This window comes from Candidatus Thiothrix sulfatifontis, assembly GCA_022828425.1.
In the GTDB taxonomy this organism is placed as follows: Bacteria; Pseudomonadota; Gammaproteobacteria; order Thiotrichales; family Thiotrichaceae; genus Thiothrix; species Thiothrix sulfatifontis.
Genome location: CP094685.1, coordinates 3,406,171 through 3,428,404 on the forward strand (window position 1 = coordinate 3,406,171; position 22,234 = coordinate 3,428,404).

The window sequence follows — 22,234 nt, forward strand, 5'->3', positions numbered from 1 at the left end:
GTCAGAACCCAAGGAAAACCCCATGCGCTCACTTTATTTCGTGCTTGGCTTAATCGCTACCATCGCCAGCGCCACAACGTTAGCGGGCAGCACCCAGACACTCCACCTAACTGTCCCTAAGGTCGCGTTAGTCAGCATTGAACCGGCCATCTCCCTCACGTTTGCTGAGGGAGAAGACACCACATCCGGCACCAGTTCACTCTCGATTAGCTCTAACGATCCGCAAGCCAAGTTGGAAATTATCCCAACAGGCATAAGCCTTGCCGTAGCTTCATCTAGCATTGACTGCCCATCCGTCAGCAGTGCATCAACCATCACCTGCGCGGTAGGTATTAAACGCGTTAAAAGCGGCACATTGGCATTCACCACCACGCGCACAGGAGGCGATGATCTCAATATTGCGTACACATTAACCCAATGACGCCGCAAAGGAATAAGCTACGTCGATTTACGCCGCTGAAACTTCCGCCAGCGCCGCCACACCCAAAACAACGGCCCTGACAACGCATACAACAAAAACACCCCAAATAACACTTTAGGCGGGTCAATCGTCGTCAACGCAAACGCCAGCACTACCGCCAACACCACCACGAATGGCACACGATTACGCAGGTCAAAATCTTTGAAACTGTAAAAACTGATATTGCTCACCATCAACAGCCCCACCGCCAAGGTCAGCAACAACGCCGGAATTTGCACATTGCGCCCCATCACCTCAAGGTCATGGAACACCCACACCATGCCCACCATCACCGCAGCCGCCGCCGGGCTTGGCAAGCCCACAAAAAAACGCTTGTCAACTTTACCGATTTGCGTATTGAACCGTGCCAACCGCAAGGCCGCACACGCCACATAAACAAACGCAGCTAACCAACCCGCCTTTCCCCACGCCACACCTGCGGATTGCAAATGCACCAACGCCCACTGATACATCACCAAACCCGGCGCGACACCGAAGGAAATCAGATCCGCCAGACTGTCGTATTGCGCCCCGAATTCGGTCTGGGTATTGGTCATACGCGCCACGCGCCCATCCAAACCATCCAAAATCATGGCGATGAATACCGCAATCGCGGCAGCTTCAAACTTGCCCTGCATGGCGGCGACAATCGCATAAAAACCACCGAACATCGCGCCGGTGGTTAGCAAATTGGGCAATAAATAGATGCCCTTGCTGGGTTGTGCTTTGGTGTTTAGTTGTTGCTCTTCCACTGAATATTTCCGTTTAACTACTTCATAGGTGCATAGTAGCCAGCATTGCGTCAGAGGGGAATGTGTTTATGTTATTCAGCCTATTCTCCTACACTCACACCAATAAACGTGTACAATCTTTCATTGAAATATCATCACCGCTAGAGATGACGCATGAAACCAGTTGCCTTACACAGTGCTAAGAAATCAGCCGTTGCTTGCCACAATTGCAGTTTAAGTGAACTCTGCTTGCCCCGTGGCCTCAATCGCGATGAATTGGAATTGCTCGAAAACGCTATCAACAAAACCGTCAAGATCAAGAAAAAAGATTATTTATTTCACCGTGATGACCAACAACAATCCATTTACGCGGTGAAAGCCGGAGCTATTAAGACCTCGCTGTCGACACCGGATGGTGAGGAGCAGATCCTCGGTTTTTACCTGCCCGGCGATTTGCTCGGCTTCGATGCATTTGCCCGCGACCGCCACACCTGTGACGCGCAAGCCTTGGATGACACGCTAGTGTGTGAACTCAGTATGGATAATTTCCAAGAATTATGCGGCAAATTGCCGATTATGCGCGGGCAAATGATGCGCCAAATCGGTTCAGAATTGGAACGCGAACAGATGCTGCTGCTAACGCTGGGGCAAATGCGTACCGAAGAGCGCCTCGCCACCTTTTTATCCAGTTTATCGGAACGCAATAAAGAGCGCGGATTTTCCAGCCATGAATTTAACTTACCCATGGCGCGTCACGATCTCGCCAATTATTTGGGGATGGCAGTCGAAACCCTAAGCCGCATGTTCTCACGCTTACAGGAAGAAAAAATCATCAACGTGCAACACCGCTTGGTGAAAGTTGAAGACATGAACCGGCTCAAACAATTGGCACATCATACCTGCCGACCGGCAGGCGACGTGCTGTAATACACGTTTCGCCTTCAAATCACCCGCGAGAAACGTTGCTGCACGCCCTGCTTGTGCAGACTGGCATCAAACACCATGCAAATGTTGCGGATCAAAAATCGCCCGCGTGGGGTAACATCCATGCCTGTTGATGTCGATTGCAGCAAATGGTCAGCCACCATCGGCTGCAATAATGCCAATTCACGGCTGAAATAATCCGCAAACGTTAGGCTGAACAGCCGCTCCACTTGGTGAAAATTCAACGTAAAGTGACACGCCAATTGCTGAATAATATAACGCCGCAATACATCATCATCGTCCAAAGTCAGCCCTTTAATCACCGGCAAATGCCCCGCGTCTAGCGCCGCGTAATACTCTTCCAAGGTCTTGGCATTTTGGCTGTAGCATTCCGCCACGCTGCTGATCGAACTCACCCCCATCGCCACTAAATCGCAATCAGCGTGCGTGGTATAGCCTTGAAAATTACGGTGCAACGTGCCTTGGCGCTGCGCCATTGCCAATTCATCGTCGGGCTTGGCAAAATGATCCATCCCAATGTATTCATAACCCGCAGCGGTCAAATGTTCCACCGCGAGTTGCATGATTTGTAACTTGGTGTCAGGCGAAGGCAAATCCGCCTCATTGATGCGGCGTTGCGGTTTAAACAACGTCGGCATGTGCGCATAATTGAATACCGAAATGCGGTCTGGTGACATTTGAATAATGGTATCCAAGGTCTGGCGGAAGCTTGCCACCGTCTGGAATGGCAGCCCGTAGATCAAATCCACGCTGATCGACTTTGCCCCATACGCCCGACACGCGTCAATAATCGACAGCGTTTGCGCAATCGGCTGAATCCGGTTGACCGCGATTTGCACCCGCTCATCCACATCCTGCACACCCAAACTGAAGCGGTTGAAACCGATTTCGCGCAATACGCCAATGGTTTCCGGCGTCACTGAACGTGGATCAATCTCGATGGAATAATCGCCATCGTCCGTAATGTGCAACGAAAAATGTTCACGGGTTTTATCCATCAGCGCCCGCATTTCCGCATGACTCAAGAAGGTTGGCGTACCACCGCCCCAATGCAACTGCTCCACTGTCCGATCACGATCATACAAGGCGGCTTGCATCTCGATTTCACGAAACAAATATTGCAAATACGTTGCGGCCTTGGCGTGGTCTTTGGTCACGATTTTATTGCAAGCGCAGTAAAAACACACCGTGTCGCAAAACGGCACATGAAAATACAAAGACAGCGGCAAAGGAATGGGGTCTTCATTGCTCAAGTACGCGTGCGCTTTGTATTCGTCTTCGGTAAAAGGCCCGAATGCAACCGCCGTCGGATAAGACGTGTAGCGCGGCCCCGCCGTGTCGTAGCGACGAATCAAGTCTGCATCAAATTGAATTGCACTCATACCAACCTCTTCTTCTGACCCAAAGCTTAAGCAGCACACATAATCGCCGCATCCGGCCTGCTCTGACAAGCACTTGAAAAAAAACATTAAACTTAGTTGACTTGTATCAAGAAATTGAAATCGCACCAATTGTAAACCCTATGGAAAACAGGTGTAATCGTTCTTGAAGATTGCCGGTGTCGATGTTTCGTTACCTCCTCTGAGTCGGTAATCTTCAACGCTCTACATACCCTAAAGCACTTAGGCTCTCCTTCGGGGGAGCTTTTTTTTCGTGCGATGACAGTTATCTGACAAATACCCACCTCTATCACCTCCCCGCTGTTTATGACGATGCAGGTGTAACAGCATTAGGTTTAGCCACACGAGGAAGAGTTTGCCTAATGACACACCCCACACACAAAATTCGGGTCATCCACATTATCACCCGCTTAAGCACAGAAAATACCGACGGTGCCGCCACGATGTTATACAAACTCATGGCGCACATCGACCGCAGCCGCTTTGAACCCATGGTAATTTCACTCGATGGCGAAGCCGAGCTAAGCAACCGCATCCGCGCACACGGCATCAACGTCTATTCACTCGACATGCACAATAATATTACCGCTGGCTGGCAAGTGTTCAAATTGACACGCTTATTGCGCACCTTGCAGCCCGATATTATTCAAGGCTGGATGTACCACGGCAATCTTGCCGCATCATTGGCAAATCTCTCTCTCGGCAACCGCCACCCGGTGCTGTGGAGCATTCACCGCGCAGTGCACACCCTCAACCAAGAAGCCCGCGCCAGCCGCTGGGTCATCGAACTCGGTGCCAAACGTTCCGCCAGCCCCGAACACATTATTTACAACACCCACCTGAGCGCTGAGCAGCACGCCGCGCTGGGCTACGATGACCAGCGCAGTCTAGTGATTCCTAACGGTGTTGATACACAAGCCTTCGCCCCCAATCGCTACCACCGCGACACGATGCGGCATAACTTGGGAATTCCCGCAGATGCATTCGTCATTGGTTTGTTTGCGCATTACCATCCGGTGAAAAATCATGCCTTATTTTTGGAGGCCGCTCGCCTGTTATTATCGCATCACCCCAATGTGCACTTCATCCTAGCGGGGCGCGGGGTAATGGCAAACAATCCCAAATTGCGCTATTTACTGGATAAAATACCTGCGCAACAGAACCTGCACCTGTTAGGCGGACGCAAAGACATTCCCCACCTCATGAATGCCTTGGACTTGTATACCCTAAGCTCCAGCTACGGTGAAGGCTTTCCCGAAAGTGTCACCGAAGCCATGGCCTGCGGCATTCCCTGCGTCGCCACCGATGTCAGTGACCTTGCCAGAATCATCGGCAACACCGGGCAATGTTTGCCGGTAGCAGACACCACTCCCTCGTCTCTTGCCTTCGCTTGGCTGGAATGGATCAATGCCGGGGACGTTTGGCGGCAGGAAGTCGGCTCACGTGCCATGCAGCGCATTCAACAGGTTTACACCCTACAAACCATTACCGAGCGCTATCAAAAAATCTATCAAAACCTGTTGGATGAGCAGCAAATGGCAACCATGAAACTGGTCACAACTCTTCCATAAAGAATTTTTCGTCGAACATCTCGATAAAACGCTTAGCCTGCGGGGTGAAAAACTTACCCCGCCGCACAATCAAGCCATAGCTACGCGCAGGAAAATAATCATTAAGCGGTACCGCCACAATTTTCTCATGACCCGTCAGGCAAACTTCGGTCACAATCGAAATGCCCAGCCCCATTTCGACATAACGTTTGACGATTTCCCAGCCACCCGCTTCCATTGCCACCGAATACGGCACTTCATGCTGGCGAAACACCGTATCCACCATTCGCCAGGTGCTCATATTGCGCGGCGGCAAAATTAAGCCATACGGCCCGATGTCTTCCAAAGTGATTTTACTTTTCAATTTTGCCAGCGGGTGATGTTCTGGCGTGATGAGAATCGAGCCAAACGACACAAACGGCCTATACACAATCGTTTCAGGAATCTGCAATAACGGCCCCACCGCCAAATCCACCTGATCTTCCAGCAGTTTTTTCATGCCGCTTTGCCCTTCGACATTGTGCAAATTAATGCGAATACCGGGGTAAGCCGCGCAAAAACGCTCCAAATATTTGGGTAATACATACAATGCAGTCGACTGCCCCACCGCAATATTCAACTCGCCCTGCTCCATTTTACCGAGGCTCGCCGCAAAAGTTTCTTTGAGGGAATCAATCCCAGCAGCAATGGGTTGCACCAATTGGTAGAGAATTCGCCCTTCCGGGGTTAAACGCACGCTAGGGCCACGGCGCTCCAACAGTTTCTCGCCCATTTCACGCTCAAGCGCTTGAACTTGTAACGACACCGTGGGCTGACTAATATGCAATTGGTCGGCAGCGTGGGTAATATTTTCTTTTTGCGCCACCACGCAAAAAGTCCGCAGTAGCTTGTAACGCGTTTGCTTGTAATAGTGCATTGCCACAGTGATTTACCCTCCTCAATTATGTCATTATTGTGCAATACAATGGTAATAATTGAAACAATTGATTTTTTACAATGCATTATTTTCGGTATCTTACGCGGCAGCTAAGCACCCATTACGAGTGCTTATCTATGCTAACTGTGGTGCTTGCGGCGTTCATGAGAGAACGCCGCTCTTTTTATCCCCCGCCCCTTGTGAAACAATCACCTAACCACATCCATAAAAGATCCAGAACTTCCAAATTCGACTGACGGAGATCGCGCAATGGCAGATTACATTCTTTGGTTCGACCAGTTGGGGATGCACGATGTCAACATCGTCGGCGGCAAAAACGCCTCCCTTGGGGAAATGATCAGTAACTTGGCAAACGTGGGCGTTAGCGTCCCGAATGGTTTTGCCACCACCACACACGCTTACCAAGATTTTATCCGCGCTGACGGTCTCGCTGACCGCATCAACGCGCTGCTGAATTCCCTCGACGTAGACGACATCCACGCCCTCACCAGTGCTGGTAAAACCATCCGTGGGTGGGTCATGGACACCCCATTACCCGAAAAATTGTTAGAAACCGTGCGCGAAGCCTACGATACACTCGCAGCGGGTTCAGGTGATACTGCCTCTTTCGCGGTACGTTCTTCCGCCACGGCTGAAGACTTGCCGGATGCGTCTTTCGCCGGTCAGCAAGAAACTTTCCTCAACGTGCGTGGGCTGGATAATGTTATCGCCGCCATCAAGGAAGTATTCGCCTCCCTCTACAACGACCGTGCGATTGCCTACCGCGTCCACCAGCATTTTGAACATGACAAAGTGTTCCTGTCGGCTGGCGTGCAAAAAATGGTACGCAGCGACATCGGCGCAAGCGGCGTATTGTTCACCCTCGACACCGAATCCGGTTTCCGCGATGCCGTCTTCGTGACTGGTGCGTATGGTTTAGGCGAAACCGTGGTACAAGGCGCGGTCAACCCCGACGAATTCTACGTTTACAAACCCAATATTGAAGCGGGTCGCCCTGCCATCCTCTCACGCCGTTTGGGTACAAAAGCCATCGAAATGGTGTACACCGCCACTGCTGGCGATGCGCACAATAAAGCGACATTGACCCGCGAAGTTGATGCGGAACGTCGCGAACGTTTCTGCCTGAGCGAAGCGCAAGTCGAATCCCTCGCCCGCCAAGCCATGATCATCGAAAAGCACTACCAGCGTCCGATGGACATCGAATGGGCACTCGATGGCGGCGACGGCAAGCTCTACATCGTGCAAGCCCGCCCTGAAACCGTCGAAAGCCGCGCTTCTGCCACCATTATCGAACGCTACCAGCTCAAAGAAAAAGGCACAGTGGTCGCCGAAGGCCGCGCTATCGGTCAAAAAATCGGTCAAGGCCCCGCCCGCATCATTATGAGCATCAGCCAGATGAACGAGGTGAAAGAAGGCGACGTACTCGTGACCGACATGACCGACCCTGACTGGGAACCAATCATGAAACGCGCTTCCGCCATCGTCACCAATCGCGGCGGACGTACTTGCCACGCAGCGATCATTGCGCGTGAAATGGGCATTCCAGCGGTTGTTGGCTGTGGCGACGCGACCCAGCTCATCAATGCTGGCGACGAAATCACCGTTTCTTGCGCGGAAGGCGACACCGGCTTCATCTACAGCGGCTTGCTGCCGTTTGAAGTACGCACCGCTGACACTGGCAACCTGCCTGACCTTTCCGTGAAAATCATGATGAACGTGGGCAACCCGTCCCGCGCCTTCGCCTTCTCGCGCCTGCCGAATGCCGGTGTGGGCTTGGCACGCTTGGAATTCATCATCAACAACACCATCGGCATTCACCCGAAAGCCTTGCTGGAATTCGACAACCTGCCTGCGGATTTGAAAGCCAAAATCGGTGCGAAGATTGCCGGTTACGCCAGCCCGGTCGATTTCTACGTGGAAAAACTGGTCGAAGGTATCGCCACTCTGGCGGCTGCCTACGCGCCTAACAAGGTTATCGTGCGCATGTCCGACTTCAAGTCGAACGAATACGCCAACCTGATGGCAGGCGACCGTTACGAACCGCACGAAGAAAACCCGATGATCGGCTACCGTGGCGTTTCGCGCTATTTGTCTGCCAATTTCCGTGATTGCTTCGAGCTGGAATGCCGAGCGCTGCGTAAAGTCCGCAATGAAATGGGCTTGACCAACGTCGAAATCATGATTCCGTTCTGCCGCACCTTGGAAGAAGCGCAACAAGTCACCGAATTGCTGGCAACTCAAGGCATTAAGCGCGGTGAAAACGGGTTGCGCCTGATCATGATGTGCGAAATTCCTTCCAACGCAGTGCTGGCGGAAGAATTCCTCGAATACTTCGACGGCTTCTCCATCGGCTCTAACGACATGACGCAGTTGACGCTGGGGCTGGATCGCGATTCCGGCTTGATTGCGCACCTGTTTGATGAACGTAACCCTGCGGTGAAAAAGCTGCTGAAAATGGCGATTGACGCTTGCCACAAGCACGGTAAGTACATCGGTATTTGTGGGCAAGGGCCATCGGATTACCCCGATTTCGCGGTGTGGTTGCATGAGCAAGGCATTAGCAGCTTGTCGTTGAACCCAGATACCGTGGTCGATACGTGGCTGCACCTTGCCAGTCTGGATGGTAAATAATGAGCAATCGGCGGACAGTATTTTACCTATCTGACCGCACCGGGATTACCGTCGAAACACTGGGGCACAGCTTGTTGACCCAGTTCGACGGCATCCAATGGCGCAAAGTTAGCATCCCGTTTCTCGACTCCGAGGCAAAAGCACAGGAAGCCGCTGAACAAATCAACCTGATGGCGCAACTGGATGGTTGCCGCCCGCTGGTGTTTAGCACCTTGATCAATCCCAACGTGCGCCAATATATCGAAAAGGCGAATTGCGCGATTTACGACTTTTTCGACAATTTTATTGGCTCGATGGAACAAGAACTGGGGCAACCTTCTTCCCACGCTATCGGGCGTTCGCATGGGCTGCATAACGATGCATCGTATTCCAAACGCATTTCCGCGATTAATTTTGCGCAAGCCAATGACGATGGCATCAGCGCGAAAAATTTTGCCGAAGCGGATATTATTCTGATCGGGGTATCGCGTTCCGGCAAAACCCCGACGTGTTTGTATTTGGCGATGCAGTACGGCATTTACGCCGCTAATTACCCGCTGACGGAAGACGATATGGATGCGCCGGGCTTGCCTAAACTCCTGCACCCCTTCCGTAGCAAGTTGTTTGGCTTAACAATCACAGCGGCGCAGTTACAGCGTATTCGCCAAGAACGCAAACCGAACAGCCGCTATGCCTCGCTAAGCCAATGCCAGCAGGAACTGCAATGGCAGGAAAGTTTGTATCGCCGGGAGAAAATTCCATTCATTGAGACAACGGCTATTTCGATCGAAGAAATTTCCACCACCATCCTGAATCGCAGCGGCTTGAAACGGCAGTTGTACGGCGAGTGAGTCCGATGCGACAATGTGTGTTTTTCTAAGCCCCGCAGGAATGCCATGACAGCCCAGATCATTGATGGTAAAAAAATTGCCGCCGAAGTCCGCCTCGAAGTCAAACAAGGTGTTGAAGCCCGCCTGCAACACGGCAAACGCCGCCCCGGTCTTGCTGTCATCCTGATCGGTTCCGACCCCGCCTCGCAAGTCTACGTCAGCCACAAGCGCAAAGCCTGCGAAGAGGTCGGCATTCTGTCGCGCTCTTACGACCTGCCCCCGCAAACCACCCAACACGAGCTGATCGAACTGATCGACGAACTCAACCGTGACCCACTGATTGATGGCATTCTGGTGCAATTGCCACTGCCGCCGCACTTGGATGCCTCGCTAATTATCGAGCAAATCAACCCTAGCAAAGACGTGGACGGCTTCCACCCCACCAATGTCGGCCGCTTGACGTTACGCATCCCCAGCCTGCGCCCCTGTACACCCTATGGCGTCATGCGCTTGCTGGATAACATCGGTGAAGTTTACAAAGGTCGTCATGCGGTGATCGTGGGCGCATCCAATATCGTCGGTCGCCCAATGGCGCTGGAATTGTTGCTCGCGGGTGCAACCGTCACCGTCACCCACCGTTTCAGCGGTAGCATGACGCCTGAACTGGTACGCCAAGCCGACATCGTGGTGGCAGCCGCAGGCAAACCGGGGCTGGTCAAAGGCGATTGGATCAAACCGGGTGCAACCGTGATTGACATTGGAATTAACCGGCTGGAAAGCGGCAAACTGGCGGGCGATGTAGAATTTGCAGCAGCGGCTGAGCGCGCCGCGTGGATTACGCCGGTGCCGGGTGGTGTGGGGCCGATGACGGTTGCCATGCTGATGAAAAATACGTTGGAAGCGTGCGAAAAGCATTCGTTTTAATGAAGCGGGGCGTATGCAATACGCCCCTCCATCTCGCAATGTGCTATTTGTTGCCTGCTTGTTCTAGGAGCTTTTTGACGGTTTCGGCATCCAATGCGCCGGATTCTTGCAAGCGGCGAATCACGGGCGCTGGCAAGCAAACCACTTCAGATTCTTTGAAATCCACACCGCCGGAAACCCCACCGCACTTCTGGCGTTTCGCATCGCCCGATTGGGTTTTGGCTTCGTCGAAAGACATTTTAGCGGCATCTATCCAGCCATTTTGCCCTGCCCAACGCACCCGTTCCATGGCGAATGCTCCCGCTTCTGCACGCTGACCTAGCTTGACGATATTGGTACCGTTGTGGGGAATTTCCACCGCAATCGCATCATCACCGTGATCCACGTACATCATCAGGCTTTCACCCGCCGACAGATCCTTCACCGCGTAAACCGGAATGGATTTGAATAATCCGCCTTTTGCTGCCTCAGGGTAGCCACAGCATTCTTTATCCTGTATCGCAGGATCAACCAAACACTGGCGGCGGGCATTCGCCGCTTCAGTCGCTTTGGGATCTTCCTCCAGCGCATCGGATAATACCCAGCCGGTTTGGTCATCCCAGCTCACCTTTTCCCACACTTTGTCGCCGATGGTCATCTGCGCATTACGCCGCGCAATCCAAGTAGCGTTATGGGGAAGGTTGACGATGACCTCTTTACCCGGCTCTTTGTACATTTTCAACACATTACCCGCATCCAAGCTATGGACACGGTAAATCAGGGAATTATCGGCAGGCATCGGCAGCGCCGCCACACTCAACAGCGGCGCGGCTAACAGCATCAAGCCACCCAGCAACGGCAAAGACATTTTTTTGAAGACACTCTTTTTGTTCATAATCAATCTCCGACGCATTCCCGACTGACAACGGGCGCATCATCTCACAAGTTAAATAGCACAGCAGATGTTGGGGATAAAACAAACTGCCAGCTCGATCAAAAACAACCCAGCCATAGGCTTGATTAATCTTTGATAAACATAGATTTACGTTACATGATTATGATCTTACAGTTGCAAACAAGTCACAACCTTGACGGACGAAATATCTATTTATTCTGCTTATAGGTTATAAGCATTGCATCACCGTAACTAAAGAAGCGATATTCCTGACGAACGGCATGTTGGTAAGCTTGCTTGATGTTTTCATACCCAGCAAACGCCGATACCAACATCAGCAGGGTAGATTCGGGCAGGTGGAAATTCGTGATCATGACATCCACCACGCGGAAGGAATAACCGGGCGTAATGAATAGGCGCGTATCCCCCTGAAACGGTTTTAACGTGCCATCGCGGGCAGCACTTTCGAGGCTGCGCACCGACGTTGTGCCGACAGCCACCACCCGCCCACCACGCTCACGGCAAGCCGCCACCGCATCACACACTTCTTGGGAAACGTCAGCGTATTCCGCGTGCATCACATGTTGTGACAAATCCTGCACTCGCACTGGCTGAAACGTACCCGCCCCCACGTGCAACGTAACCGCAGCGGTTTGCACCCCTTTTTGCCGCAACGCCTCCAGTAACGGCTGATCAAAATGCAAACCAGCGGTTGGTGCCGCCACCGCGCCCGGTTGTTGCGCAAACACCGTTTGGTAACGTTCCCGATCGGCTGGCGTATCCGCACGCTCGATGTAAGGTGGCAAAGGAATATGCCCGTATTGCTCCAGCAACCGCAGCGCCGAATCTGTATGCAAAAACTGCACTTCAAACAAATCGTCTTGCCGCCCGGTTACTTGCGCATCAATCGCCTGTTCCAAACACAAGCGCATACCGGGCTTGGGCGCTTTGCTGGCACGAATGTGAGCCAGCGCGGTGTGGTCGCCGGTAATGCGTTCCACCAGCACTTCAACCTTGCCGCCCGTGGCTTTTTCGCCATGCAAACGGGCAGGAATCACGCGGGTATTGTTAAAGACCAGCAAGTCTTCGGGCTGGATCAAATCGAGCACATCGGTGAACTGACCATCACGGCATTCACCGCTGGCGCTGTTCAAAATCAGTAGCCGACTGGCTGTCCGTTCCGTTAAAGGTTCGGAGGCAATCAGTGCTGGAGGGAGGTCATAATGGAAGTCACTTAATTTCATGGGTGCAGAGTCTACCATTTTGTAAAAAATGTTTCGACAAATCGAAAAGCTTATGTATAATCACCGCCTTCACATCTTAGCCGGGATGGCGGAATTGGTAGACGCAGCGGATTCAAAATCCGCCGATGGTAACATTGTGCGAGTTCGAGTCTCGCTCTCGGCACCACTTATCGTGAACCAAACATAAGTGAGAACATCTAACCCGCCAGTAGCGGGTTTTTTTGTGCCTGCCGCCTCCTGAATCTTCAACAATGAGGCTTGAATCACCATGTCACACCACGCCAAAGACCTCCTCGCGCTTGCGAAAGCGGTCATCGACACCGAAATCGCCGCCCTCGCCGCCCTGCCCTCACGCTTAGACGCCGACTTTTTGCACGCCTGCGAAGCCATCCTCACCTGCAAAGGGCGCGTTATTGTCACCGGCATGGGCAAATCCGGGCATATCGGCAACAAAATCGCCGCCACCCTCGCCAGCACCGGCACACCCGCGTTCTTCTTGCACCCCGGCGAAGCCAGCCACGGCGACCTCGGCATGATCGTCAACGGCGACGTGATCATTGCGCTCTCCAATTCAGGCACGAGCGCCGAAATCCTCGCGATTCTGCCGGTGATTCGCCGCCTTGACGTGTGCATTATCGCCATGACCGGCAACCCGCAGTCGCCGATGGCAGAAGCCGCCGATTTCCACATCAATATCGGGGTCGACAAAGAAGCCTGCCCCTTGGGGCTTGCGCCCACCTCCAGCACCACCGCCACCTTGGTCATGGGTGATGCGCTCGCGGTAGCCTTGTTGGAAGCGCGTGGCTTTACTGCCAACGATTTCGCCCGCTCCCACCCCGGCGGACGTTTAGGCAAGCGCCTGCTGGTGCATGTGCGTGACATTATGCATACCGGCGCAGACATTCCCCAAGTCCGCCCGGCTGCCAGCTTGCAACAAGCGATTCTGGAAATGACCCGCAAAAAACTCGGCATGACCGCCATCACCACGGATGCAGGCAAATTGCTGGGCATTTTCACCGACGGCGATTTGCGGCGCTCGTTTGAAAAAGGGCAACGTTTGCACGAACAACCGATTTCCGCGCTGATGACCACACCGTTTCGCAGCATTGATGCGCACCGCCTCGCGGTCGAAGCGCTTAATTTGATGCAGGAACACGCGATCACCGTGCTGCCAGTCGTGCAGGATGAGGCAGTTATCGGTATCATCCACATGCATGATCTTTTACGCGCAGGAATTGCCTAATGTATTCATTTGACGATCAAAAAATAAACGACTCCGTTCTCGAACGCGCTCGCAACACCCAACTGGTCATTTTCGACATTGACGGGGTATTGACCGACGGCAGTTTGTTTTACGGCGATGATGGACAAGAATACAAAGCTTTTCATTCCAAAGACGGGCACGGCATCCGCATGTTGCTGGAAAGCGGGCTAGAAATGGCACTGATTACCGGACGGCAGTCCGAACTGGTGTTACACCGTGCCGATAATCTGAAAATTCCACGCAACCGCATCTGGCAAGGCTACCGTGACAAGCGCCCCGCTTTCGCCGATTTGCTGGAAAAAACCGGGCTGAAACCGGAAAACATTGCGTATGTCGGCGATGATGTGGTCGATTTGCCGGTCATGGCACAAGTTGGCTTGGCTATCGCGGTGGGTGATGCGCATTATTACGTCAAGCAACACGCGCATTGGGTCACACAAACCAATGGCGGGCGCGGTGCAGGCCGTGAAGTGTGCGAAATGCTGCTGCACGCCCACGGCAAGTTACACAGCAAACTAGCAAGCTATTTGGCATGAAACACGTCTTTACGCTGATCGTCGTGTTGCTGCTGATCTTGCTGATTACGCAGGTGGAAGATTATTTGGGCAAAACCGATCTCAGTCGCCTGACCATGCAAAAAGACCAGATTGATTATTATTTGTCGGATTTTTCCATCATGGCGGTGGCAGCCGATGGCACAGTCAGCTACGAAATTGCAGGGCGGCATTTGTCGCATTGGCAAGGCAAACGCCAAAGCCGCATCATTGCGCCGGAAGTGAATACCAGCCAAGGATTCAAGTTGCATACAGACCACTTGTTGTACGATCAAGTCACACGGGAAATCACCACCGATGCCGACGTGTTCATTAATGCGCCCAACGGCACGATGCAATCCACCGGGCTTACCGCTAAACTCGATGATAATTTACTGAGATTTGATTCCAATGTGCGCTCAACCTACCAAGTTAAATAAATGGCTGCTGTGCTTGCTACTAGCGGGCATAACGTCCAACGCTTACGCCCTCAAAACGGACGTGGCAGCGCCGGTGCAAATTGAAGCCGATTCGGCGGTCTTCGACAAACTCGCCGGTACTGCCAGCTACGATGGCAATGTTTCCATCATTCAAGGCAGTTTAGAAATCCTTGCTGCCCACATTGAAATCAACGCGCCCAACAATGAAATCATCAGCATTATTGCCACCGGCGCACCTGTCAGCCTCAAACAAAAAATGGACGATGGCAAACTCGCCAGCGGCAAAGCGCGGGAAATGCAATATTTGGTGAAAGAAAAACGCCTGATTCTCAACGGTGACGCGGAGTTACTGCAAGGTCAAGACCGTTTCACCAGCAACCATATCGAATATTTGACCAGCACCGGGCAGCTCACTGCCGGTGGCAAAGGCAAAGCCGGGCGCGTCTCCGCCGTGTTTTACCCCACCAATAAAGCTGCCGAATGAATACCCTAGCAGCGCGTAACCTGCAAAAAAGTTACAAAAAACGGCAAATCCTCAAAGGCGTGGATTTGCACGTCAATAACGCCGAAGTGGTCGGTTTATTGGGGCCGAATGGCGCGGGCAAAACCACGTGCTTCTACATGATTGTCGGTTTGGTGGGCGCGGATGCGGGGCAAGTCTTGCTCAACGACAAAGACATTACCGCCCAAGCCATGCATGAACGCGCCCGCGAAGGCATCGGCTACTTGGCGCAGGAAGCCAGCATTTTCCGCAAACTGACGGTGGCACAAAACATTATGGCGGTATTGGAATTGCGCAAAGACCTCAACCGCAACCAACGCCAAGATAAAGTGGATAGCCTGCTGGAAGAATTTCAGCTTACCCATTTACGTGACAGCCAAGGGATTAGCCTGTCGGGTGGGGAACGGCGTCGTGCCGAAATTGCGCGGGCACTGGCAAGCGACCCCACTTTCATTTTGCTGGATGAACCGTTTGCCGGGGTTGACCCGATTTCGGTACTTGAAATTCAAAAAATCATCCGCCACTTGGTCACGCGTGACATTGGGGTGCTAATCACTGACCATAATGTGCGCGAAACGTTGGGCATTTGCCACCGTGCTTACATCCTCAGTGAAGGCAAAATTTTGGTGGAAGGTTCGCCCGAAGCCATCTTGCAAGACGAACAAGCGCGGCGCGTTTATCTCGGCGAAAACTTCAAGTTATAGGCCAGCATCAGTCAGGCGACATTCACCCCGACTATCGCATCTTTGCACCGACAAACGATTAGGGTAGTATGAAAACTGTGAAACATTAGGATTCATGGTTTATAGGCACAAGGAACAACAAGAACAATGCTCAGACAGGGATTCGATCTCAAACTTGGTCAGACACTTTCAATGACGCCGCAGTTGCAGCAAGCCATTCGTTTGTTGCAACTGTCATCGCTGGAATTACAAAACGAAATCCAACAGGCGTTGGAAGAAAATCCCTTGCTGCAATTAGCCGAAGACACCGATGAGTCACGCCCGGAACCTGCCCCCGACCTTGCCAACACCACCGACAGCAGCAACGACAGCAAACCTGATAATGAAACCACCGTCGATGCACCCGACGACGCATCTCCATTCGACCAAGACATTCCCGACGAATTACACATGGATGCCGAGTGGGAAGATGTCTACGACACCCGCAGCAGCAACAGTGATGGCAGTGGCGACAACAGCGGTTTCTTAGAAAATCAAGGTGATACTGCCGACAGTGGCTTGCAGGAACACCTGCTATGGCAAATTCGCATGAGCAACCTGACCAGCATCGACAAACAAATTGCCACGGTGATTATTAGTTCGCTGGATGATGCGGGCTATTTGTGCGATCCGCTGGACGATATTCTGGAATCATTCGACCAAGATCTGCTCATTGAGCTCGATGATATTGAAGTGGTACTCAAGTTCATCCAACAACTCGATCCCTTAGGCGTGGGTGCCCGCAACTTACGCGAATGCCTGCTGATTCAACTCGCGCACCTACCCGAAAGCCGCCTGCTCTTCAAAGCACGTCATTTAGTCGAAAAACACCTAGACTTGATGGAACGGCGCGACTATAAAGAAATTAGCAAGCGGTTGAAAATAGAACAAGGTGAGTTGGAAGAGATCCTCTTACTATTACGCAGTCTACAACCGCGACCGGGTAGTGCTTATTCCGCAACGGCGGCTGATTACATCGTGCCGGATGCGTATGTCCGTAAGATCAAAGGAGAATGGGTGGTTTCACTGAACGCGCAAGTCACGCCTAATCTGCAAGTTAATCAGTACTATGCAGACATGTTGGGTCAGATGAAAACTGAACGTGATGCCACTTACTTCAAGTCCAATCTGCAACAAGCCCGCTGGCTGATTCGCAGCGTGGAAAGTCGCAATTCCACCTTGTTGGGTGTTGCCAAAGCAATAGTTGAACGGCAAAGTGCTTTCATGCAATATGGAGAACAGGCGATGAAGCCACTCATTCTCCGGGACATTGCAGAAGAGCTAGAAATGCACGAATCCACCATTTCCCGCGTCACCACCAACAAATACCTGTATACCCCACGCGGTATTTTTGAATTCAAATACTTCTTTTCCAGCCAAGTCGACACCGATACCGGGTCTAGCTGTTCCTCCACCGCGATTCGCGCCATGCTTAAGAAATTAATCAATGAGGAAAATCAACATTCGCCCTTAAGTGACAATCAATTAACGGCTTTGCTGAACCAGCAAGGCATTAACGTAGCGCGGCGCACCGTCGCCAAGTACCGTGAAGCCATGTCGATTCCGTCGTCGCATGACCGGAAAGCATTGCTTCCGACCTAAGCCATGCGCCCATAACATGGGGTGTGGTTTTTTCCATGACCTGAACAAGGAGCTTGCCTTATGCAATTAGAAATCACTGGTCATCACCTTGAAGTGACAGAATCCATGAATAATTACGTGCGCGAAAAGGCTGAACGCCTCAAGCGCCACTTCGACCAGGTAATGAAAATACACTTCATCCTCGAAGTCGAAAAACAACGTCACAAGGCGGAAGCAACCTTCCATGTCAATGGTCATCACTTATTTGCCGATGCCTATGCGGATGATATGTATGCAGCAATTGATGCGCTGACGGACAAGCTCGATCGACAGATTGTCAAACACAAGGAAAAAGTGAAAGACCATCACCGTGAAGAAGTGGCTCAATTAGTCGCAGCATCTGAAACAACGGACTGATAACACATGGACATGACTACCCTGCTTTCTCCCGCACGGATTGCTTGCAAACCGGACGTTTCCAGCAAGAAACGTGCTTTTGAACAATTGGCGAGTATGCTTGCCACTGGTCAAACAAGCTTAGGAACCGAAGCCATTTTCGACGCCCTGACCAATCGGGAGAAACTGGGTAGTACCGCTATCGGCAATGGCGTTGCCATTCCCCATGCGTGCGTGTCCATCCAGCAACCTTGTGGGGCTTTGTTGTTACTGGAGGACGGCGTTAAGATGGATACACCGGATAAAAAACCCGTGCAGCTATTCATGGCGATCCTCGTACCAGCCAACCAAGCCCCTGATTATTCTGAATTGATCACGCAACTAACCAGTACCTTGATGCAAAAATCCCTGATCGAGCAGATTTGTTGCCATCAGGACGCGCAAGCCATGTTCGATCATTTCCTTGAACTGTTTACTCAACCCCAACACCCGTTCGTGGGTGCAATGGCAGCCTAATTCCATGCACTTAGTCATTATCAGTGGCATGTCCGGCGCGGGCAAAAGCTACGCACTGCACACGCTTGAAGACAACGGTTATTACTGTATCGACAATTTGCCGTCGCAACTTTTGGAAGCGCTCTTGGGCACACCGCAAATAGCCAAGCAGCCACACTTAGCGGTTGGCATCGACATTCGGGGCGGTCGCGATAATTTGCTGGACACACCCGCCATCATAAAGCGAGTCAAGCAACGTGTTCCCAGCACCCAAGTGGTGTATTTGTATGCTGAACAAGAAGTCTTGCGCAAACGCTACAATGAAACACGCCGTCGCCACCCATTAACCAGCGAAACCCAAGAACTCGATAAAGCCATTGCGCTGGAAGCCGAATTGTTGGAACCCCTTGCCATGGATGCAGATCTACGGCTGGATACCTCACACATCGGCGTGTACGAATTAGGGCGAATGCTGAAAGCACGCATTTCGCAAACTGAACAGCAACATTTGTCGTTGATGGTTCAATCGTTTGGTTTCAAGCACAACCAGCCGACGGATTCGGATTTCTTATTTGATGTACGTTGCCTGCCCAACCCGTATTGGGAACCCGATTTGCGCTCGTTCACTGGGCGTGATGCGAGCATTATTGCATGGCTGGAACAACACGACGAAGTACAACGGATGTACACCGACATTCGTGATTTCCTCGGTAACTGGCTGCCTAGCCTCGACAGCAATTGCCAACGCGCCTACTTAACGGTGTCCATTGGCTGCACTGGCGGGCGGCACCGTTCGGTGTATTTGGCCGAGCGCCTGTATCAGCATTTTCACCGTATCATGGGCGAAAATGTGATTTTGCGCCACCGCGAACTGAATTACGTGCGCTAAATAAAACACCTGCGGAGACCCACAATGTTACGATTTTTCGGCTTTGCGGATGGCAAACTAGTCGAGCATAAACTCGGCGACAAACTCTTGGATTACGCCATTTCCAACACTGGCTGGATTGATGCGCAAGACACTTCAGACGAAGAGCGCGACCGTTTAGAAATCCTGCTGCACACCGAATTACCGGAATCGGATGATGTTGAGGAAATCGAATCCTCTGCCCGTTACTTCACCGATAACAGCGGCATCCACGTGCATTCGCTGTTCGTCACCCAAAGTGAAGGCCGCATGGAAACCACCACGGTCGCGTTCATTTTACAAGCCGATCGCTTGATCACGGTACGCGAACAGGAACTTGCTGATTTTCGCCTGCTCAGAATGCGCGCGCGGCGTGGGCAAGTGGAAGTGCGCACCCCGCGCCATTTGCTGCTAACCATGTTTGAACAAAAAGTGGAAAATCTTGCGGATACCATCGAAGATTTGCACTTGGAACTCGAAGTCATCAGCCACAAAGTGCTGGAAGAAACCACCACCGATTTGGAAAGTGCCATCGACGACTTGGCAGCATTGGAAGACAGCAACGGCAAAGTGCGCCTATGTTTGATGGATACCCAACGCTCAATTGCCTTCCTGCAACGTCAATTGCGCGATACCCAAGCAGGGCAAGAAATCATCCCTGAAATCATTCGCGACATTGACACCTTGATGTCGCATACCACATTTTTGTTCGACAAAATCAACTTTTTAATGGGAACCACGCAAGGTTTTATCAATATTGAACAGAATAAAATCATCAAGATGTTTTCGATTGCAGCGGTAGTATTTTTACCGCCAACACTGGTCGCCAGCTTGTACGGGATGAATTTCCGGGTGATGCCAGAATTGGATTGGGTGTTTGGCTACCCCATGGCGATTGGTTTAATGATTCTGGCGGGGGTAACGCCCTACTGGTTCTTTAAACGTAAAGGCTGGATGTAGGAGCGAAAGATTTTTCGCCCCTACGGTAGAAGACAATGTTTTACTTGCCGACACGCTCACGCACGGACTGCGCCAATAAATGCACCGTCATTGCGTAATAATTGCTGCGGTTGTAGCGGGTAATCACATGGAAGTTTTTGTAACCGATCCACGGTTCCTTATAACCATTCGGCACGGTACTCAACGCTAATAAATGCACCGTACCCGTTGAACCCCTGCCGTATTGCGGGGTAACGCCGATGCGCTGCAAATCTGACATGGAATACTTCACCTTAAAACCATCCGGCACATTGGCATACTGGTTAGAGGTTACTTGTGCGGGCACGGCGACTTCGCCACCCGGCTGCCAACCGTTTTTCGCAAAGTAATTCGCCACACTGCCAATCGCATCCACCGGATTCCACAAATCACGCACGCCGTCGCCATCAAAGTCCACTGCGAAAGCATGGAAGCTGCTCGGCATGAATTGCCCATAACCCATAGCCCCCGCGAACGAGCCTTTCGGTGCAAGCGGATCCATGCGTTCACTGCGGGTCATCAACAGGTAGTTTTTCAATTCATCAAAGAAAAATTGGCTACGGCGTTGATTGACAATAGCGGAAGTCGCCAGTGCATCAATCACCCGATGTTTCCCCAGAATGCGCCCCCAGCGGGTTTCCACGCCCATGATGCCGATAATGTATTCAGCGGGAACGCCGTATTGCTGTTGCGCCCGTTGCAAATGCGCCGAATGCTGCTGCCAGAATTCCGCCCCGCGTTGCACATTCGCGGCGGTCACAAAACGGTCACGGTAAGCGTGCCAACCTTTCGGGCTGCCGGGGTCTGAACTTGAACCCGCCCAAAGACGGGCAACGTCATCGCGGTTACGGACTTGGGAAAACACCCCGTACAAATAATCGCGATTAAATCCGTGATTATTCACCATGGTTTCGATGAAATTCAATAATTGCGCATCCCCGGCAAAATCCCCGCTCAAACTGGCAGCGGCGTAATTACCGACACCTTTACCGCCATAACTCAAGACTTGTGCTTGATCAGACGGCAATTTTACTGACGCCTGCCCCTGTTTTACTTGCTGGGTACTGCTGTTGTCCGCAGCCTCGGATTTTTCCGGTGTCGAGCTGCACGCCCCCAAACTCAACAACAACGCTACTGCTGCCCCACAAGCAAGCAGGTTTTTCGGCAAATACATTCAAGCCTCCGACTATCATTCAAAGTTATTTAAGGTAAAAATTAAACAATAGTTTACCATAGCGCCGGTATTATTTGAATGGCAATACATTGCCCATATCGTCCACTGGCACCATATTACCCGCTTCTTCCGCAAACGGCGGTACTTGGTTAGCAATCGCATCGCCCACGGTTACGGGGTCAGGCATACTGATTGAGGGGAACCGCACACCACCCGGCATTCTGCCCATGTCGTAAGGCGCATTAATCATTTTATCGAAGGCTTCACTGGTAAAATCGGTGTAATAATCAGGCCAGATGTAGCGCGTATCGCCCCACGGCTTGGCTTTCTTTTCCTGCTGGACAGGAGGGCGTTGCGGGTAAACAGGCATCATGCGTTGCGCAGCATAAGGGTTGTATTGCTGCGCGTAGTAGGCGTTATAAGGGTTGTAACCCTGCTGTTGCTGCTGCATGTACGGATAATAAGCATAAGGGTAAGCAGAATAACCGTAGTTGTTGTAATTATAACTGGAGTAGCTGGGGTAACTGGTATACGGGTAAGCCGCTGGTTGCTGCGGCTGCGGCACATACGTTTGCGTATTCGGGGCGGCGGGCAGCGGAGCGGCGGCGGGTGGCTCTTGCGCCTGCACCTGACTTGCGGCTAAACCAGCAATTAATAATACGATGCCTTGTAGTCTTTTCATGAGTGTGATACCTGAGAGGATTGATCATGAGAAGAATACCAGACCTCCCCCATAA

The 22,234-nt window shown here is 51.9% G+C and carries 23 protein-coding genes and 1 tRNA gene; 17 read left to right on the top strand and 7 right to left on the bottom strand.

Translation table 11 applies throughout. The annotated features are described in order from the left end of the window. The first annotated feature begins 22 nt into the window (after positions 1-22). Positions 23-421 (top strand): hypothetical protein, encoded by a 399-nt coding sequence (locus tag L3K52_17020; protein UOG91867.1) that lies wholly within the window; start codon positions 23-25, stop codon positions 419-421. A 17-nt stretch (positions 422-438) separates the two neighbouring features. On the opposite strand, the gene pssA is transcribed toward L3K52_17020, so the two are convergent. Continuing rightward, on the bottom strand, positions 439-1,212 hold the full coding sequence (gene pssA / locus L3K52_17025; protein UOG91868.1) for a CDP-diacylglycerol--serine O-phosphatidyltransferase: 774 nt from the start codon (positions 1,210-1,212) through the stop codon (positions 439-441). A 153-nt stretch (positions 1,213-1,365) separates the two neighbouring features. Between pssA and fnr the strand changes: the two genes are divergently transcribed. Beyond that, positions 1,366-2,118: a fumarate/nitrate reduction transcriptional regulator Fnr gene (gene fnr / locus L3K52_17030; protein ID UOG91869.1), complete on the top strand. Its 753-nt coding sequence runs from the start codon at positions 1,366-1,368 to the stop codon at positions 2,116-2,118. Positions 2,119-2,132: 14 nt separating this feature from the next. Here the strand turns inward: fnr and hemN are convergent, their stop codons facing one another. Further along, the gene (hemN, locus tag L3K52_17035; GenBank protein ID UOG91870.1) at positions 2,133-3,518 is read right to left on the bottom strand and encodes an oxygen-independent coproporphyrinogen III oxidase; all 1,386 of its coding nucleotides are present in this window, start codon (positions 3,516-3,518) and stop codon (positions 2,133-2,135) included. Between the two features lie 380 nt (positions 3,519-3,898). Here hemN and L3K52_17040 point away from each other — a divergent pair, with 380 nt between their 5' ends. After that, positions 3,899-5,107: a glycosyltransferase gene (locus L3K52_17040; GenBank protein ID UOG91871.1), complete on the top strand. Its 1,209-nt coding sequence runs from the start codon at positions 3,899-3,901 to the stop codon at positions 5,105-5,107. On the opposite strand, the gene L3K52_17045 is transcribed toward L3K52_17040, so the two are convergent. Then, positions 5,091-6,002 carry a LysR family transcriptional regulator gene (locus tag L3K52_17045; protein ID UOG94031.1) on the bottom strand — a complete coding sequence of 304 codons (912 nt, stop codon included), beginning with the start codon at positions 6,000-6,002 and terminating at the stop codon, positions 5,091-5,093. The two genes, L3K52_17040 and L3K52_17045, sit on opposite strands and share 17 nt — an antisense overlap. 270 nt (positions 6,003-6,272) lie before the next feature. Between L3K52_17045 and ppsA the strand changes: the two genes are divergently transcribed. From ppsA to folD, 3 genes are read left to right on the top strand one after another with little or no spacing between them, the layout of a single operon-like run. After that, positions 6,273-8,654, top strand: a complete 2,382-nt coding sequence (gene ppsA / locus L3K52_17050) for a phosphoenolpyruvate synthase (protein ID UOG91872.1) — start codon at positions 6,273-6,275, stop codon at positions 8,652-8,654. Then, a complete protein-coding gene (locus L3K52_17055) occupies positions 8,654-9,484 on the top strand; it encodes a kinase/pyrophosphorylase (protein UOG91873.1) in 831 nt (276 codons plus the stop codon). Before ppsA ends, L3K52_17055 begins: the two co-directional genes overlap by 1 nt. 45 nt (positions 9,485-9,529) lie before the next feature. Further along, positions 9,530-10,387, top strand: coding sequence for a bifunctional methylenetetrahydrofolate dehydrogenase/methenyltetrahydrofolate cyclohydrolase FolD (folD, locus tag L3K52_17060; GenBank protein ID UOG91874.1), 858 nt, complete (start codon positions 9,530-9,532; stop codon positions 10,385-10,387). Positions 10,388-10,430: 43 nt separating this feature from the next. Here folD and L3K52_17065 read toward each other — a convergent pair whose 3' ends face one another. Together L3K52_17065 and queA are read right to left on the bottom strand one after the other, a co-directional pair. After that, positions 10,431-11,261: a hypothetical protein gene (locus tag L3K52_17065; protein ID UOG91875.1), complete on the bottom strand. Its 831-nt coding sequence runs from the start codon at positions 11,259-11,261 to the stop codon at positions 10,431-10,433. A gap of 209 nt (positions 11,262-11,470) precedes the next feature. After that, entirely contained in the window at positions 11,471-12,505 is a 1,035-nt protein-coding gene (gene queA / locus L3K52_17070; protein UOG91876.1) for a tRNA preQ1(34) S-adenosylmethionine ribosyltransferase-isomerase QueA, read from the bottom strand. Between the two features lie 79 nt (positions 12,506-12,584). Between queA and L3K52_17075 the strand changes: the two genes are divergently transcribed. The 11 genes from L3K52_17075 (at position 12,585) to corA (ending at position 20,305) form a co-directional block, all read left to right on the top strand. Then, positions 12,585-12,671, top strand: a tRNA-Leu gene (locus L3K52_17075). A gap of 102 nt (positions 12,672-12,773) precedes the next feature. Next, positions 12,774-13,748, top strand: coding sequence for a KpsF/GutQ family sugar-phosphate isomerase (locus tag L3K52_17080; protein UOG91877.1), 975 nt, complete (start codon positions 12,774-12,776; stop codon positions 13,746-13,748). Next, positions 13,748-14,305 carry a 3-deoxy-manno-octulosonate-8-phosphatase KdsC gene (kdsC, locus tag L3K52_17085; protein ID UOG91878.1) on the top strand — a complete coding sequence of 186 codons (558 nt, stop codon included), beginning with the start codon at positions 13,748-13,750 and terminating at the stop codon, positions 14,303-14,305. Before L3K52_17080 ends, kdsC begins: the two co-directional genes overlap by 1 nt. Continuing rightward, positions 14,302-14,742: an LPS export ABC transporter periplasmic protein LptC gene (locus tag L3K52_17090; protein UOG91879.1), complete on the top strand. Its 441-nt coding sequence runs from the start codon at positions 14,302-14,304 to the stop codon at positions 14,740-14,742. The genes kdsC and L3K52_17090 overlap by 4 nt, the downstream gene beginning before the upstream one ends. Further along, positions 14,714-15,226, top strand: coding sequence for a lipopolysaccharide transport periplasmic protein LptA (gene lptA / locus L3K52_17095; GenBank protein UOG91880.1), 513 nt, complete (start codon positions 14,714-14,716; stop codon positions 15,224-15,226). Before L3K52_17090 ends, lptA begins: the two co-directional genes overlap by 29 nt. Further along, positions 15,223-15,948 carry an LPS export ABC transporter ATP-binding protein gene (gene lptB, locus L3K52_17100; protein UOG91881.1) on the top strand — a complete coding sequence of 242 codons (726 nt, stop codon included), beginning with the start codon at positions 15,223-15,225 and terminating at the stop codon, positions 15,946-15,948. The genes lptA and lptB overlap by 4 nt, the downstream gene beginning before the upstream one ends. A 126-nt stretch (positions 15,949-16,074) precedes the next feature. Beyond that, complete coding sequence (locus L3K52_17105) at positions 16,075-17,568, top strand: RNA polymerase factor sigma-54 (GenBank protein ID UOG91882.1); 1,494 nt, start codon at positions 16,075-16,077, stop codon at positions 17,566-17,568. Between the two features lie 60 nt (positions 17,569-17,628). After that, the gene (gene raiA, locus L3K52_17110) at positions 17,629-17,964 is read left to right on the top strand and encodes a ribosome-associated translation inhibitor RaiA (protein ID UOG91883.1); all 336 of its coding nucleotides are present in this window, start codon (positions 17,629-17,631) and stop codon (positions 17,962-17,964) included. Between the two features lie 6 nt (positions 17,965-17,970). Further along, positions 17,971-18,459: a PTS sugar transporter subunit IIA gene (locus L3K52_17115; protein UOG91884.1), complete on the top strand. Its 489-nt coding sequence runs from the start codon at positions 17,971-17,973 to the stop codon at positions 18,457-18,459. 4 nt (positions 18,460-18,463) lie between these two features. Continuing rightward, complete coding sequence (rapZ, locus tag L3K52_17120; GenBank protein UOG91885.1) at positions 18,464-19,327, top strand: RNase adapter RapZ; 864 nt, start codon at positions 18,464-18,466, stop codon at positions 19,325-19,327. A 24-nt stretch (positions 19,328-19,351) separates the two neighbouring features. Next, positions 19,352-20,305 (top strand): magnesium/cobalt transporter CorA, encoded by a 954-nt coding sequence (gene corA, locus L3K52_17125; GenBank protein UOG91886.1) that lies wholly within the window; start codon positions 19,352-19,354, stop codon positions 20,303-20,305. 40 nt (positions 20,306-20,345) lie between these two features. On the opposite strand, the gene mltB is transcribed toward corA, so the two are convergent. Together mltB and L3K52_17135 are read right to left on the bottom strand one after the other, a co-directional pair. After that, on the bottom strand, positions 20,346-21,497 hold the full coding sequence (mltB, locus tag L3K52_17130) for a lytic murein transglycosylase B (protein UOG91887.1): 1,152 nt from the start codon (positions 21,495-21,497) through the stop codon (positions 20,346-20,348). Between the two features lie 70 nt (positions 21,498-21,567). After that, a complete protein-coding gene (locus L3K52_17135; protein ID UOG91888.1) occupies positions 21,568-22,179 on the bottom strand; it encodes a hypothetical protein in 612 nt (203 codons plus the stop codon). Between the last annotated feature and the right edge of the window lie 55 nt (positions 22,180-22,234).

Excerpts from the sequence above, each read along its gene's own strand:
- mltB (UOG91887.1), bottom strand. The coding sequence starts at position 21,497 with ATGTATTTGCCGAAAAACCTGCTTGCTTGTGGGGCAGCAGTAGCGTTG.
- rapZ (UOG91885.1), top strand. The coding sequence starts at position 18,464 with ATGCACTTAGTCATTATCAGTGGCATGTCCGGCGCGGGCAAAAGCTAC.
- queA (UOG91876.1), bottom strand. The coding sequence starts at position 12,505 with ATGAAATTAAGTGACTTCCATTATGACCTCCCTCCAGCACTGATTGCC.
- L3K52_17045 (UOG94031.1), bottom strand. The coding sequence starts at position 6,002 with ATGCACTATTACAAGCAAACGCGTTACAAGCTACTGCGGACTTTTTGC.
- lptB (UOG91881.1), top strand. The coding sequence starts at position 15,223 with ATGAATACCCTAGCAGCGCGTAACCTGCAAAAAAGTTACAAAAAACGG.
- L3K52_17090 (UOG91879.1), top strand. The coding sequence starts at position 14,302 with ATGAAACACGTCTTTACGCTGATCGTCGTGTTGCTGCTGATCTTGCTG.
- L3K52_17040 (UOG91871.1), top strand. The coding sequence starts at position 3,899 with ATGACACACCCCACACACAAAATTCGGGTCATCCACATTATCACCCGC.
- L3K52_17135 (UOG91888.1), bottom strand. The coding sequence starts at position 22,179 with ATGAAAAGACTACAAGGCATCGTATTATTAATTGCTGGTTTAGCCGCA.
- kdsC (UOG91878.1), top strand. The coding sequence starts at position 13,748 with ATGTATTCATTTGACGATCAAAAAATAAACGACTCCGTTCTCGAACGC.
- L3K52_17020 (UOG91867.1), top strand. The coding sequence starts at position 23 with ATGCGCTCACTTTATTTCGTGCTTGGCTTAATCGCTACCATCGCCAGC.
- L3K52_17055 (UOG91873.1), top strand. The coding sequence starts at position 8,654 with ATGAGCAATCGGCGGACAGTATTTTACCTATCTGACCGCACCGGGATT.
- L3K52_17115 (UOG91884.1), top strand. The coding sequence starts at position 17,971 with ATGGACATGACTACCCTGCTTTCTCCCGCACGGATTGCTTGCAAACCG.
- raiA (UOG91883.1), top strand. The coding sequence starts at position 17,629 with ATGCAATTAGAAATCACTGGTCATCACCTTGAAGTGACAGAATCCATG.
- lptA (UOG91880.1), top strand. The coding sequence starts at position 14,714 with ATGTGCGCTCAACCTACCAAGTTAAATAAATGGCTGCTGTGCTTGCTA.
- fnr (UOG91869.1), top strand. The coding sequence starts at position 1,366 with ATGAAACCAGTTGCCTTACACAGTGCTAAGAAATCAGCCGTTGCTTGC.
- L3K52_17105 (UOG91882.1), top strand. The coding sequence starts at position 16,075 with ATGCTCAGACAGGGATTCGATCTCAAACTTGGTCAGACACTTTCAATG.
- hemN (UOG91870.1), bottom strand. The coding sequence starts at position 3,518 with ATGAGTGCAATTCAATTTGATGCAGACTTGATTCGTCGCTACGACACG.
- ppsA (UOG91872.1), top strand. The coding sequence starts at position 6,273 with ATGGCAGATTACATTCTTTGGTTCGACCAGTTGGGGATGCACGATGTC.
- L3K52_17080 (UOG91877.1), top strand. The coding sequence starts at position 12,774 with ATGTCACACCACGCCAAAGACCTCCTCGCGCTTGCGAAAGCGGTCATC.
- corA (UOG91886.1), top strand. The coding sequence starts at position 19,352 with ATGTTACGATTTTTCGGCTTTGCGGATGGCAAACTAGTCGAGCATAAA.
- folD (UOG91874.1), top strand. The coding sequence starts at position 9,530 with ATGACAGCCCAGATCATTGATGGTAAAAAAATTGCCGCCGAAGTCCGC.
- L3K52_17065 (UOG91875.1), bottom strand. The coding sequence starts at position 11,261 with ATGAACAAAAAGAGTGTCTTCAAAAAAATGTCTTTGCCGTTGCTGGGT.